Source organism: Neobacillus sp. NPDC093182 (assembly GCF_044754045.1).
Window position 1 is genome coordinate 727,138 of the sequence record NZ_JBIVOI010000001.1, and the last position, 12,528, is coordinate 739,665.

The window sequence follows — 12,528 nt, forward strand, 5'->3', positions numbered from 1 at the left end:
AGAATACCTACTTTCGACCTTGAGACAAAAAAAAGGAATGTGAAATACATTCCTTTAAGATACTAAAAATTATCTAATACATTGGCATCCATTCTTCCTAGACGATGAGGAGGACAGACTTTCATTTTCCCGGTAATGACTACTTCTTCTTTTTCGTTTGTTCCAACAACTGTCATCAGCACGGTGTGATCATCATGATTGACTTCGACAACCTCTAACAACAGCTGGACTGTTGCATAATGGTAAACAGGCTTCGGAAATTGGATATCTTGACTTAATATATGGCTTCCAGGTCCAGGTAAATACTTTGAAACAGCTGAGGTAATCATGCCTGTCAGCATGATACTTGGTACAATCGGCTTTTCATAAGGTGTTTGGGAAGCATAATCATGCTGAATAAAGAGTGGATTCGCATCATCGGTTAACCCTAAATACAGAAGAATATCCTTATCTTCCACTTTTTCGGTTAACGCTAGTTTTTCTCCGACTGACATTTCTTTAATTTCTCTGCCTAACTTTCTCTTTTTTCCTAAAAGCATTTCGTCACGCTCCTTTGTAAACGGTTTCATGTGTAGCAGAAAAAATTCGGGGAATATTTCCCCCGAATTTTTTCACTTACACTAATACTTTCATTACATTTTGAACGGACTCAACTGATTTGTCTAACGCCGATTTTTCTTCAGGAGTTAGTTCAAGCTCAATTACCTTCTCAATTCCGTTTGCACCGAGGATTGTTGGTACTCCAAGATAAATACCCTCATATCCAAATTCTCCTTCAAGGTAAGCAATGGAAGGAAGAACCCGGCGCTGGTCTTTTAAGATTGCTTCACACATTTCAACAAGTGATGCTGCTGGGGCATAATAAGCACTGCCGTTGCCTAGAAGATTGACGATTTCACCGCCGCCTTTTCTAGTGCGCTCAACAATCGCTTCTAAACGCTCTTTCGGCATTAATGTTTCTAATGGAATACCGCCAGCATAGGAATAACGAACAAGCGGAACCATATCATCACCGTGACCGCCTAAAACAAAGCCAGTAATATCTTTAACAGAAAGATTTAATTCCTGAGCTACGAATGTACGGAAACGCGCCGTATCAAGAACACCTGATTGACCGATTACGCGGTTTTTAGGGAATCCTGATTCTTTAAATACTGTATACGTCATTGCATCAACTGGATTTGTTAATACAAGGATTGTACAGTTTGGAGAATACTTTACGATTTCCTGTGTAACACTTTTCATTACCTTTTGGTTTGTTTGAACTAGATCGTCACGGCTCATTCCAGGTTTACGTGCAATACCAGCAGTAATTACAACGATGTCAGAATCACGTGTATCTTCGTAATTGGAAGTACCAGTAATGTTTGAATCAAACCCTTGAACTGGACTAGCTTCAAGCATATCTAATGCTTTTCCTTTAGTAGGGTTTTCCATTTGAGGGATATCAACCAGAACGACATCGCCTAATTCTTTTTGTGCAAGTAAGAATGCAGTTGTAGCACCAGTGAAACCGCCGCCAATTACGGAAACCTTTTTACGCTTTAAAGACATTTTAAACTCTCCCCTTTGAAAGTATTATTGTCGTTATTCGAAAAGGGGCTGTTCGAAAACAGCCCTGATTTTCCATGTCAAGTTTCGTACTCTCGGTGCACTAGCTTTCCAATTATTCCATGTTCTTAATTAGTTCATCACCAAATTCAGATGTTTTAACTTCTGTTGCTCCATCCATTAAACGAGCGAAGTCATAAGTTACTACTTTAGAAGCAATTGTTTTTTCTACTGATTTAATGACCATTTTTGCAGCTTCATTCCAGCCTAAATGTTCAAGTAGTAATACACCTGATAGGATAACAGATGAAGGATTTACTTTATCAAGACCAGCATATTTAGGTGCTGTTCCGTGTGTAGCTTCAAAGATTGCATGGCCAGTTTCATAATTGATGTTTGCTCCTGGAGCAATACCAATTCCGCCAACTTGTGCTGCAAGAGCGTCAGAAATATAGTCACCGTTTAAGTTCATTGTTGCAACAACATCAAACTCACGTGGACGAGTAAGGATTTGCTGTAAGAAGATATCCGCAATTGCATCTTTTACGATGATTTTGCCAGCTGCTTCAGCATCAGCTTGAGCTTTGTTTGCTGCTTCAGTACCTTGCTCCGCTTTAATACGGTCATATTGAGCCCAAGTAAATACTTTATCGCCGAATTCTTTTTCAGCAAGCTCATAACCCCAGTTTTTGAATGCACCTTCAGTAAATTTCATGATATTACCTTTGTGCACTAACGTTAATGATTTACGGCCTTCTTTAATTGCGTAATTAAGGGCAGCACGTACGAGGCGTGTTGTTCCTTCTTCAGAAACAGGCTTAATTCCGATACCAGAAGTCTCTGGGAATCTGATTTTGTTTACACCCATTTCAGTTTGTAAGAAATTAATTAGTTTATTAGCAGCTTCTGAGCCTTTTTCATACTCAATTCCTGCATAAATATCTTCAGTGTTTTCACGGAAGATTACCATATCCGTATCTTGCGGACGCTTAACAGGAGAAGGAACACCTTCAAACCATCTTACTGGACGCAAGCATACAAATAGATCTAACACTTGACGAAGCGCAACGTTCAGTGAACGGATACCGCCGCCGACAGGAGTTGTAAGTGGACCTTTAATCGCAATCAAATATTCATTGATTAAATCAAGAGTTTCTTGTGGAAGCCATTCACCAGTTTGGTTAAAAGCTTTTTCTCCAGCTAGAACTTCTTTCCAAACGATTTTACGCTCGCCTTTATATGCCTTTTCTACTGCTGCATTTAATACTCTCTCGGAAGCTGCCCAGATATCAGGCCCGATACCGTCACCTTCGATAAATGGGATAATTGGATTGTTTGGTACATTTAATACTCCGTTTGTTACTGTGATTTTTTCGCCTTGCATAGTTGTTCTCCCTCCTAGGTATGTATCAATGGTAATGATCAATTGTCCCTTGTGTATTAAGAGATTGCGTCCAAGGTTAAAGATTTTGCTCTTTAACCTTTTCCCACAATCCTATTAGAACAATTTTTTTGAAAAAAGTAAATATTTATTAACCTCTTTGATTAATTGGTACATATGTCTGCATGCCAGGACCTGTATATTCAGCACGTGGACGAATTAATCGATTGTTATCATATTGTTCTAGTATGTGAGCAAGCCATCCGGAAACCCTGCTTACTGCAAAGATTGGTGTAAATAAATCATGGTCAATGCCTAAGCTGTGGTACATGGACGCGGAGTAGAAATCTACGTTTGGCGGTAATTTCTTTTCGCCGGTTACGATGCTTTCAATTTTTTCAGACATTGCATACCAATGAGGCTCGCCTGTCAGCTCCGTTAATTTTTTGGACATAGCTCTCAAATGTTTTGCACGAGGATCGCCTGCGCGGTAAACGCGGTGTCCAAAGCCCATGATTTTTTCTTTCTTCTCAAGTTTTCCACGAACATATGGCTCAACGTTTTCAATTGTACCGATTTCTTTAAGCATTTTCATTACTGCTTCATTTGCACCGCCGTGCAGTGGTCCTTTAAGCGCTCCGATTGCGGCCGTTACACCAGAGTATACATCTGATAAAGTAGCTACACAAACTCTAGCTGTAAATGTTGACGCATTAAGTTCATGATCAGCATGCAGTACAAGAGCTTTGTCCATAGCATTAACTGCGATTTCATCAGGCTCATTCCCAGACAACATGTAAAGGAAGTTAGCAGCAAAGCTTAAATCAGTTCTAGGTGCAATTGGTTCAAGACCTTTTCTAACGCGTGCAAAAGTTGTCACAATTGCAGGCATTTTTGCTTGAAGACGAATCGCCTTTTGATAGTTAGACTCTGGATCCATAGAGTCTGCTTCTTCGTCATAAAGACCTAGTAAGGAAACAGCAGAACGCAGTGCAGCCATTGGATGAACCTTTTCAATAGGATACATCTTAAAATGCTCAATCACTTGTTGTGGAAGTGCCGCATTTTCAGATAGCTGTTTTTTTAATTCTGCTAATTCAGGCTCAGTTGGTAATCTGCGGTGCCACAATAAATAAATTACTTCTTCAAAGCTTGCATTCACAGCTAAATCATCAATGTCATACCCAACATACGTTAACGTATCATCAATAATTGAGCTGATGGAAGAAGTTGTTGCCACTACCCCTTCAAGACCTCGAGTTACTGTCATAGAAAATCTCTCCTTCTCATTCTAATTTCCCCATTACCCATTTGTTAAAAGAAGTATTTTTATCAGCTGAAACTGTTAATTGGTCACAGCTATGTTGAAAGAAAATCTTCATTTCAAATATGAATGACTAGCGCCCTTTTTATACGAATATCTAGATTGAGCGCTTGCTCAGAAAAAAGCCAACAAGCGGAATAACTTTTAATTAATAAAAAAGTTACTTTACAAGTAATCTAGCATATTTATGTGACTTATGTAAAAAAGGATGCGCTTTCAAGTCCTATTATAAACAATTATCAGATTTTTGTGAATGAAAAGGGGCTGAAAAGTTCAAAAAAAATATTATTTTACAAAAAAGCTAATTAAAAAAATCAATTATTTTCATCGCTGTATAGGCTATTCCAGCGCCAATAAGAGGGCCAACCGCCACACCTTTGAAAATGGAAACGGATAGAATGGTCCCTAAAACAAGTGCAGTTGTAATATGCGGATCATTTTGTAATAAAGATACTCCACCCTTTGCTAATAAGGCAACAGCCATACCTGAAATAAGAGCTACCCAGGCAAGAGGTGATTTAAAGGCGCTAGTCAAATCTTTAAAACCTATTTCACCCGAGGCAATGGGAGCTAACACTGCTATAGTGATCACCGTAACTCCCCAATTAATCCCTTTACTCTGAATAAAGGTAAAGGATTTTGTTTCAAGTCCGCTTACTTTTAATATGAGTAAAACCACGATCGCAATTAACAATGAGTTATTTTTTGCGATAAGTCCAATGACTAAAAGCAGTAATAGGAACAATAATGGCTGATTAAACATCTATTTCACCCTTCCTTTTCTTCTTACAATATGGAAAATCATGCAGATTTGTACAAAAAATGTTAAACTAGAACTACCTAAATGACGATTAAGGAGGCATGTTATTGGATAAAAAGTACTTATATCGAACCTTGAGGTTCTTTTTCGTGATTGGCATTGTGGTTCTCTCACTTCTATCATTTTATTATTTGTCAAAAGTGACCTATCCATTTCTTATCGCCTTAGTAATTGCCTTTTTTATCAACCCAATTGTTAACCTTTTTGAAAAAAAACTTCGAATGCCCCGTGGATTAGCTGTTTTTGTTGCATTAATCATCATTTTTGCCTTTGTGGCAGGCTTAGTTACACTTTTAGTTGCTGAATTGGTTTCCGGTGCAAATTATCTTGCCCGCGTTGTTCCTGAGCATTTGGATACCTTAATTGGCTATATCGAGGAGTATATAACTGCTCAAATTATCCCTCTTTATAATCAATTAACAAGTATGTTTAACCAATTAGAGGATGGGCAGCAAAACACAATCATTTCTAATATTAAAAATGTTGGTACTACCATTGGAACAAACGTTGGGAACTTTATCCAAAATCTATTTGGCAACATTCCAGTCATCTTATCATGGTTCCCAAACGCCGCAACCGTATTAATCTTCTCCTTCTTAGCAACATTTTTTATTAGTAAGGATTGGCACAGACTTTCACGTATTAGCAGTACCATTTTACCTGAGAGGGCTAAAACAAGTGGTAAAACTGTGTTTGCGGATTTGCAGAAGGCTTTATTTGGTTTTCTAAAGGCTCAATTAACCCTTATCTCTATTACAACCGTTATTATTTTAATTGGACTGCTCGTTCTCCGCGTTGATTATGCCATTACGATCGCTTTGATAACAGGTATCGTGGACATTATTCCCTACCTAGGCACCGGAGCCGTTTTTGTACCATGGATTATATATGAGGTCATTGCAGGGGATATAAGCCTTGCAATAGGCTTAGGAGTTCTGTATTTGCTCGTAATCGTGCAGAGACAAATTATGGAGCCAAAAATTCTATCGTCTAATATTGGTCTTGATCCATTAGCCACCCTAATAGCCTTGTTCGTCGGATTCAAATTAGTCGGCTTTTTGGGATTGATTCTAGGTCCAGTCACCCTCGTCATTATTAACACACTCTACCGTGCAAATGTTTTCCACGACCTATGGACATTTATAAAAGGGAAAGAAGAATAATACATAAAAACGTCAACCTCCATTTGGAAGTTGACGTTTTTATTTAAGCTCTTTTCTTAAACTTTGGATCATTACGAAAACAGCCTTATTTGATAATTTTTATATTTCCATTTTGAATTCTCTTTCTTAAAGCATTAATCATCAAAAACTTAAAAGGCTTTCTAGATGGAGGAAATAATAATAAAAATCCAAATAAATCGGTAAAAAATCCAGGAGTTACTAACAGGGTAGCTCCAATTAGAATACATATTCCATCCAGGACAGATTCACCTGGAATTTGACCATAAGCAAGCTGTTCCTGAGCTCTTTTTATGGTCTGTAATCCTTCTCGCTTGGCCAAATAGGCACCCACTACTCCTGTTAGGATGATAAGGGCAATGGTGGGCAGAAATCCTATTGTTTTGCCTGATAACAGCAGAAATCCGATATCTATTGCGGGTATGATAATAATTAATAAAGCTAAATAGCGCATTGTTTTATCTCCTTCAAACAAGCTTTAATTTATTATATACCAAGTCATAAAAAAAAGAAGGGAATATCCCTTCTTTCCTGATTTTATAGTACACTAGCGTGCCCGTTATAAATGACACCTCTTGTCGCGTCTACAGTGATTTCTTGACCATCTCTAAATAACTCAAGTGCATCTTCTACACCAACAATTACAGGAATACCTAAGTTAAGGCCGACTACCGCTGCGTGGCTGGTTAACCCGCCCTCTTGAGTTATGAGAGCAGCACATTTTTCAATCGCTGGTACCATATCACGGTCAGAACCAAGCGTAACTAAAATGGAACCTGGCTTAACCTTCTCGATTGCTTCCCCTGCATTATGGGCAATTACCACTTTACCGAAAGCAGACTTTCGACCGATTCCTTGTGCTCTAGCAAGAATATCTCCGACTACATGAATTTTCATTAAGTTCGTTGTACCAGCTTCGCCAACTGGAACACCAGCAGTGATGACAACTAAATCACCATGTCTGACAATTCCGCTGTTCACACTTTCCTCAATGGCGCTGTCGAGCATTTCGTCCGTAGAGCTGCACATTCTTCCAAGCTGAGGATATACACCCCATACAAGCGCTAAACGGCGGCAAATTTGCTCATTGGCTGTAACTGCCACGATTGGTGCCTTTGTACGGTATTTTGAAATCATTCGAGCAGTATGACCGCTTTCCGTTGGTGTAATAATCGCATTTACATTAAGATTTAAAGCGGTATGAGCAACAGACTGACCAATGGCATCAGTAAGATTGTGTTCTGTATCTTTACTGCGTGCTGATAAAATTTCTTTATGATCTAACGCTTGTTCTGCTCTAGAAGCAATATTATGCATAGTCTGCACTGCTTCAACAGGATAAATTCCTGCCGCAGTTTCACCAGATAACATGATCGCATCTGTACCATCAAAAATGGCATTGGCAACATCACTTGCCTCAGCACGTGTTGGACGTGGATTACGCTGCATTGAATCAAGCATTTGTGTAGCGGTAATAACAGGTTTACCATGCGCATTACACTTTTTGATTAACATTTTTTGCACAAGAGGTACTTCTTCAGCCGGTATTTCTACACCTAAATCACCACGTGCCACCATTAAACCGTCAGAAATTTCAAGGATTTCATCAATGTTATCGACGCCTTCTTGGTTTTCAATCTTAGGGATTATATGGATATGTGTAGCCTGCTTTTCCTCTAATAGCTGACGAATTTCCATCACGTCACTGGCACGGCGTACAAAGGAAGCAGCAATAAAATCAACACCTTGTTCGATTCCAAAAATGATATCATTTGTGTCTTTTTCTGTGATCCCTGGAAGTTTTACTGATACCCCTGGAACGTTAACACCTTTTTTATTCTTCAATGTTCCACTGTTTAGGATTTTTGTCTGAATTTCATTTTGTGCCTTATCAATATTAAGGACCTCTAATCCAATTAATCCATCATCTAATAATATTTTAGAGCCCACATGAACATCATCAATTAATCCTGGGTATGTAATTGAAAACTTTTCTGTGGTACCTTCGACTTCAGTCATGGAAACTGTAATGTTGTCGCCAGATTTAAGTTCAATTGCTCCATTTACCATATTATTCGTGCGGATTTCTGGACCTTTTGTGTCGAGTAGAATGGCAACAGTCTTACCTGTTAGTTTTGAGGCTTCACGGATATTTTGGATACGCTGTCCATGCTCTTCAAAGTCACCGTGGGAAAAATTTAATCGGGCAACATTCATCCCGGATTCGATTAATTGGGTTAACTTTTCTACACTTTCACTTGCAGGACCAATTGTACAAACGATTTTTGTTTTACGCAACATCTTTTGTTTCCTCCTATAATTCAACTAGTACTGGTTAGATAGATAGTTCTTTTGAAAGTTTAACAAGGTCTAGGTCCAGCGCGTGCTTTCTTTCTAACGCTTCAACGATATCGTAATCTACAACACGATTACTTTCCATCCCTACAGCACGTCCGCCTTTACCTTCGATTAACAATTCTACTGCTCTTGCACCTAAACGGCTTGCGAGCACCCTGTCGGCTGCGGTTGGAGAACCACCGCGTTGAATATGCCCTAATACAGATACTCTAGTGTCAAAGTTAGTAGCTTCTTTTAACTGTTTTGCAAATTCATTGCCGCCGCAAACTCCCTCAGCCACAATGATGATACTATGCTTCTTACCGCGTTCCTGACCTTTTCGAAGCCTTTCAGCAATTTCAACCATATCAAAGTTTTCTTCAGGGATAAGGATGGTCTCTGCACCGCCTGCAAGACCAGCATACAAAGCGATGTCACCAGCGTCCCTCCCCATTACTTCAATCACAAAGGTTCTTTCATGTGATGTAGCCGTATCACGAATTTTGTCCAAGGCGTCAATAACTGTATTTAATGCTGTATCAAAACCAATTGTTAGTTCGGTTCCTGGAATATCATTATCAATCGTACCAGGTACACCTACACATGGATATCCTTGCTGAGTCAAAGCTTTTGCACCACGATAAGAACCATCGCCGCCAATGACAACAAGCCCTTCAATTCCATGTGCTTTTAACTGCTCAATTCCTTTTTGCTGTCCCTCTGGTGTTATAAATTCTGGGCATCGTGCCGTATGCAGCATGGTGCCTCCACGATGAATAATATCACCTACAGAGCCGAGCTCGAGTTTTTTTATATTTCCAGAAATTAAACCAGTATACCCGCCATAAATTCCATAAACCTCTACATTGTGATATATTGCTTTTCGAACTACAGCCCGAATTGCTGGATTCATACCAGGTGAATCTCCGCCGCTTGTTAGAACGCCAATTTTTTTCATTTCTACCACCTCATGTGATTTACTAAAATATTTATGTATATCTAAATAGGAGTTTTCATTTTACAAGTACTTCATTTATTATCTACAGAAAATCCGGGAATATTTATAAAATACCATTAAAGAGGCCCCTATAACAACTCAATCATATTAGTAAATTTAATAGACGGAATTATCGGTTAACTGGAAACGCTTAACTAAAAAATGGAAACGCCATCATTTACACAAAATGGATATTTGTTGACATAATTGTGAAATGGAAAATAATCTCCAAAAATTAAAACGTGCCCAAAGAGCACGTTTTAGATACTTATATAATCCTTTAAAAAAGAGTATTCGCCAATCGTTCTGAATCGATTATAGCGATCAGCAACAAGCTCCTCTTCGGAAAGTTCTAAAAGTTCCTTTATGGATTTCTTCAAGAAATTGTCAATCGCTTCTGCCTGCCCCTTAACGTCTTTATGTGCACCGCCCTTAATTTCTGGAATGATATCATCGATAATGCCTAGTTCCTTTAAGTCAGGTGCTGTTATTTTCATAGACTCTGCTGCCTTCTTTGCAAGGGCTGAATCCTTCCATAAAATTGCCGCTGCACCTTCTGGTGATATAACAGAGTAAGTGGAATTTTCAAGCATGTACATGCGGTTACCTACTCCTAAAGCAAGGGCACCACCACTTCCTCCTTCACCAATAACGATGCAAATAACTGGCACCTTAAGTCCGGCCATTTCAAATAGGTTACGCGCAATGGCTTCACTTTGTCCCCGTTCTTCTGCAGCTTTCCCTGGATAAGCACCTTTTGTATCAATAAAACAAATAATTGGACGCTTAAATTTATCCGCCTGTTTCATTAGACGAAGTGCTTTTCTATAGCCTTCCGGATGAGGCATACCAAAGTTCCTGCGGATATTTTCTTTGGTATCTTTCCCTCTTTGATGGCCAATGACGGTAACAGGAAGCCCGCGAAACTTCGCAACACCGCCGACAATGGCTTCATCGTCACCAAATGATCTGTCTCCATGACATTCAAAGAAACCGTCAAATAGATTAGAAATATAATCTAATGTAGTGGGTCTATTTGGATGTCTGGCGATTTGAACACGACCCCATGGCTTGATGTTGTTATAAATATCTTTTTCAAGTTTTTCAAGTCGTAATTCTAATTTATCAATTTCGGCTGATAAATCAACATCTGCAGTTTTTGTAAACTCTTTGATTTCGGCAATTTTATTTCTTAATTGCACGATCGGGCGTTCAAATTCTAATTCCCCTACCATTCGAGCTCACCTCCTGGTTGATGAATTTCAAGTAAGTTTGTGATTTTATCGATTAACTCAGGACGAGAAATAATCGCGTCCAGCTGGCCATGCTTTAATAGAAACTCCGCTGTTTGAAAGTCTTCAGGCAGTTCCTCACGAATGGATTGTTCGATAACTCTGCGCCCTGCAAAACCGATTAATGCACCTGGTTCTGCAAAGTTATAGTCACCCAATGAGGCGAAGCTGGCAGAAACACCGCCAGTTGTTGGGTGAGTCATAATCGAAATAATAAGTCCGCCGTTATCACTAAATCTCTTTAATGCTACACTAGTTTTTGCCATTTGCATTAAGCTAAGGACGCCTTCTTGCATTCTAGCACCGCCAGAGGCAGTGAAAATAATAAATGGCACTGACATTTCATCCGCTTTTTCAATTGCACGGGTTATTTTTTCACCTACAACTGAACCCATACTGCCCATTCTAAAAGTAGAATCCATAATGGCTGTCACAATTTTATTTCCGTTGACACTTCCGGAGCCAGTTACGACGGCCTCATTAATCTTCGTTTTTTGACGGTCTTTTTCTACTTTTTCCAAGTAATCAGGGAAGTTCAATGGGTTCTCAGAAACCATGTTTTCGTCGATTTCATTGAAGCTGTCTTCATCTAAAAAGCTGATAATACGTTCTTTTGCGTTCATTGCAAAGTGATACCCACAATGTAAACAAACCTTCAAATTTTTATTAAGTTCCTTTGTATACATGATTGTTTTACATGACGGACATTTTGTCATGATTCCTTCAGGTACATCATTTTTCGCTGCCTCGGTAGGAATCGTTGCATATTTTTTCTTTTTAGTCGTGTTTTTTGTAAAAAGCTCTTTAAGCAATTTGTCCAACCTCCTTTGTTCGAAAAAATCTGCCAATCGGCAAAGTTTTTTATCATTCTTTATTTGAAGTCTTTCCTTAAATAATGACAATTCAAACCTACCCTTTAAAATTGGTCAGACCACCCAAAACATTAAAAATGCCCACATCCAATTGGGCTTGATTGCTTGTCTATCATCATAAAGGAAAAATACTTCAAAATCTGTTAGTATTTGTCGGTTAAAATAGACAAATTTCTTAATTGGCGATAAGCAGATAATGTTTTTTCCTCATCTTTTTCAACCAAGGCTTCGATTAACATTAAATAGCTATCACGATTATACTCAACGTTTTTTAAACTTAATGAATGGTGATAGTCCTTTAATATTAACCATATCCTTGAAAACAAATAATTGTCTGCCAGTTCAATCAGTTGATAAAAAAATTGATCATCATTTAATTGATCGGCTTCAACCAAGCTCTTAAGCTTCCCGAACTGCTTTTCATCAGCTCGAATAAGAACTAACCGGAGAAAATCCATCTCTATTAGGTTCTTTGTTTCAATTACATCTAACTTTGCTTTCTTATCTTGAAGAATAAAGGTCCCAAGCAGTTGTACAAGCTGATTTCCCCGAAAATCTCGGATAAAGGTGCCTTCACCACGTCTCGTTTCGATTAAACCTAACAGTTCTAAAGCTCTTAAAGCTTCCCGAACGGAAGAGCGCCCGACATTCAGGCGCTCTGATAATTCCCGTTCAGATGGGATTTTATCTCCAGATTTCAAATCATCTGCAGCTATCATCTCTCTTAGCTGTTTAACAATCTCAAGATATACTTTAGTATTTGTCACTAAGCA

The 12,528-nt window shown here is 38.7% G+C and carries 12 protein-coding genes; 1 reads left to right on the forward strand and 11 read right to left on the reverse strand.

Annotated features, from left to right (window positions below; genetic code table 11):
• Positions 1–62 precede the first annotated feature (62 nt).
• The 5 genes from ACIQAA_RS03820 to ACIQAA_RS03840 form a co-directional block, all read right to left on the reverse strand.
• Entirely contained in the window at positions 63–539 is a 477-nt protein-coding gene (locus ACIQAA_RS03820) for a MaoC/PaaZ C-terminal domain-containing protein (RefSeq protein ID WP_402615172.1), read from the reverse strand.
• 76 nt (positions 540–615) lie between these two features.
• Positions 616–1,554 carry a malate dehydrogenase gene (mdh, locus tag ACIQAA_RS03825; protein WP_402615174.1) on the reverse strand — a complete coding sequence of 313 codons (939 nt, stop codon included), beginning with the start codon at positions 1,552–1,554 and terminating at the stop codon, positions 616–618.
• A gap of 112 nt (positions 1,555–1,666) precedes the next feature.
• Positions 1,667–2,935 (reverse strand): NADP-dependent isocitrate dehydrogenase, encoded by a 1,269-nt coding sequence (gene icd / locus ACIQAA_RS03830; protein WP_402615177.1) that lies wholly within the window; start codon positions 2,933–2,935, stop codon positions 1,667–1,669.
• A gap of 148 nt (positions 2,936–3,083) precedes the next feature.
• Positions 3,084–4,202, reverse strand: coding sequence for a citrate synthase (gene citZ / locus ACIQAA_RS03835; RefSeq protein WP_402615180.1), 1,119 nt, complete (start codon positions 4,200–4,202; stop codon positions 3,084–3,086).
• Positions 4,203–4,557: 355 nt separating this feature from the next.
• Positions 4,558–5,019: a DUF441 domain-containing protein gene (locus ACIQAA_RS03840; RefSeq protein WP_402615183.1), complete on the reverse strand. Its 462-nt coding sequence runs from the start codon at positions 5,017–5,019 to the stop codon at positions 4,558–4,560.
• Between the two features lie 104 nt (positions 5,020–5,123).
• On the opposite strand from ACIQAA_RS03840, the gene ytvI reads away from it, so the two are divergent.
• On the forward strand, positions 5,124–6,239 hold the full coding sequence (gene ytvI, locus ACIQAA_RS03845; RefSeq protein WP_402615186.1) for a sporulation integral membrane protein YtvI: 1,116 nt from the start codon (positions 5,124–5,126) through the stop codon (positions 6,237–6,239).
• A gap of 85 nt (positions 6,240–6,324) precedes the next feature.
• Here ytvI and ACIQAA_RS03850 read toward each other — a convergent pair whose 3' ends face one another.
• The 6 genes from ACIQAA_RS03850 to ACIQAA_RS03875 form a co-directional block, all read right to left on the reverse strand.
• Positions 6,325–6,711 (reverse strand): FxsA family protein, encoded by a 387-nt coding sequence (locus tag ACIQAA_RS03850; RefSeq protein ID WP_402615189.1) that lies wholly within the window; start codon positions 6,709–6,711, stop codon positions 6,325–6,327.
• Positions 6,712–6,794: 83 nt separating this feature from the next.
• A complete protein-coding gene (pyk, locus tag ACIQAA_RS03855; RefSeq protein ID WP_402615612.1) occupies positions 6,795–8,555 on the reverse strand; it encodes a pyruvate kinase in 1,761 nt (586 codons plus the stop codon).
• Between the two features lie 37 nt (positions 8,556–8,592).
• Positions 8,593–9,552, reverse strand: coding sequence for a 6-phosphofructokinase (gene pfkA / locus ACIQAA_RS03860; RefSeq protein ID WP_402615192.1), 960 nt, complete (start codon positions 9,550–9,552; stop codon positions 8,593–8,595).
• A 299-nt stretch (positions 9,553–9,851) separates the two neighbouring features.
• Positions 9,852–10,826 carry an acetyl-CoA carboxylase carboxyl transferase subunit alpha gene (accA, locus tag ACIQAA_RS03865; RefSeq protein ID WP_402615195.1) on the reverse strand — a complete coding sequence of 325 codons (975 nt, stop codon included), beginning with the start codon at positions 10,824–10,826 and terminating at the stop codon, positions 9,852–9,854.
• Positions 10,820–11,695, reverse strand: a complete 876-nt coding sequence (accD, locus tag ACIQAA_RS03870) for an acetyl-CoA carboxylase, carboxyltransferase subunit beta (RefSeq protein WP_402615198.1) — start codon at positions 11,693–11,695, stop codon at positions 10,820–10,822. Before accD ends, accA begins: the two co-directional genes overlap by 7 nt.
• A 203-nt stretch (positions 11,696–11,898) precedes the next feature.
• Positions 11,899–12,522: a FadR/GntR family transcriptional regulator gene (locus ACIQAA_RS03875; protein WP_402615201.1), complete on the reverse strand. Its 624-nt coding sequence runs from the start codon at positions 12,520–12,522 to the stop codon at positions 11,899–11,901.
• Between the last annotated feature and the right edge of the window lie 6 nt (positions 12,523–12,528).

What these genes read in the sequence shown, in the direction of transcription:
- ACIQAA_RS03820 (WP_402615172.1), bottom strand. Translation starts at nt 539, where the DNA reads ATGCTTTTAGGAAAAAAGAGAAAGTTAGGCAGAGAAATTAAAGAAATG.
- mdh (WP_402615174.1), bottom strand. Translation starts at nt 1,554, where the DNA reads ATGTCTTTAAAGCGTAAAAAGGTTTCCGTAATTGGCGGCGGTTTCACT.
- icd (WP_402615177.1), bottom strand. Translation starts at nt 2,935, where the DNA reads ATGCAAGGCGAAAAAATCACAGTAACAAACGGAGTATTAAATGTACCA.
- citZ (WP_402615180.1), bottom strand. Translation starts at nt 4,202, where the DNA reads ATGACAGTAACTCGAGGTCTTGAAGGGGTAGTGGCAACAACTTCTTCC.
- ACIQAA_RS03840 (WP_402615183.1), bottom strand. Translation starts at nt 5,019, where the DNA reads ATGTTTAATCAGCCATTATTGTTCCTATTACTGCTTTTAGTCATTGGA.
- ACIQAA_RS03850 (WP_402615189.1), bottom strand. Translation starts at nt 6,711, where the DNA reads ATGCGCTATTTAGCTTTATTAATTATTATCATACCCGCAATAGATATC.
- pfkA (WP_402615192.1), bottom strand. Translation starts at nt 9,552, where the DNA reads ATGAAAAAAATTGGCGTTCTAACAAGCGGCGGAGATTCACCTGGTATG.
- accA (WP_402615195.1), bottom strand. Translation starts at nt 10,826, where the DNA reads ATGGTAGGGGAATTAGAATTTGAACGCCCGATCGTGCAATTAAGAAAT.